The 814-nt window shown below is 46.7% G+C and carries 1 protein-coding gene; it reads right to left on the reverse strand.

Going from position 1 to position 814, the window contains the following annotated elements:
* Positions 1-775, reverse strand: a 775-nt coding sequence (locus tag A3735_RS26245; RefSeq protein WP_156499936.1) for a hypothetical protein, incomplete at its 3' end; no start/stop codon positions are given.
* Positions 776-814 lie beyond the last annotated feature (39 nt).

An 814-nucleotide genomic window follows, 5' to 3' on the forward strand; every position in this document is an offset into this window, starting at 1 on the left:
TACTTTCGGTGTAGCCATCGAACTCGATGCCTGTAATTCCTGCGGTGACAAAATCTACCACCACATCGCGATGCTCAACTTCGAAGGATTGTTCATTAGATTGATAGGCACCCCAGAATCCTTGCTGCGGATCGAGCAAGTGTTCATCAAAAGCTTTACTAATAATGCCTACGGGTAAGTCGGCACTATACCATTCCCCACCGGACACCAGATCAAAAATCCTGGGGCGAACATAGAGGCTCGTATCATTGTCCAGGGTTATGTACGAGGCAATACGATTGTTTTCTTTTTCTGGTTTAACAGACAAGCCCAGCAGAGTATGGGCTGGGTCGTCATAGACTACGTGCAGATCCATATCGCTTGGGCCATCGTAAGAAGTCGAGCGATAGTTTGTGTTTGTGTTTGTGCTTGTGCGTGAGATGGCCAGTTCAATATCCTGCGTTGGCATTAAGGCTTTAAGGGCATCCAGACTGCTCTGCACTGCGCCAAGATAGATCTCGTCATAGACATTGTTCAAATTGTGGAGGTGCAAAGTATAAGGGTTCGCTTCGATCATTGTTTCAAATTTATCAATAAACGCTAGGGAGTTGTTTCTAACGCTTTGTTTGACTTCGCTTGCGCTTCCTGCGTTTAGTAAAAGCTCCTGAGGGATTGCTTGCATGACCAGGGAGATTGCGGTTCCTTCGCTGTCGATACGAGTATTTTCCTCTCCGGGTAATAGGGTAGAAAGCATGTAGACGCTTGGCCATTCATCACTTTCTCTTTGCGGAAGCATTAGATACGCATTGGCTGGTGATTCGCCTAGAGTAGGGAG

The sequence above is a fragment of the Oleiphilus sp. HI0061 genome, from assembly GCF_001635675.1.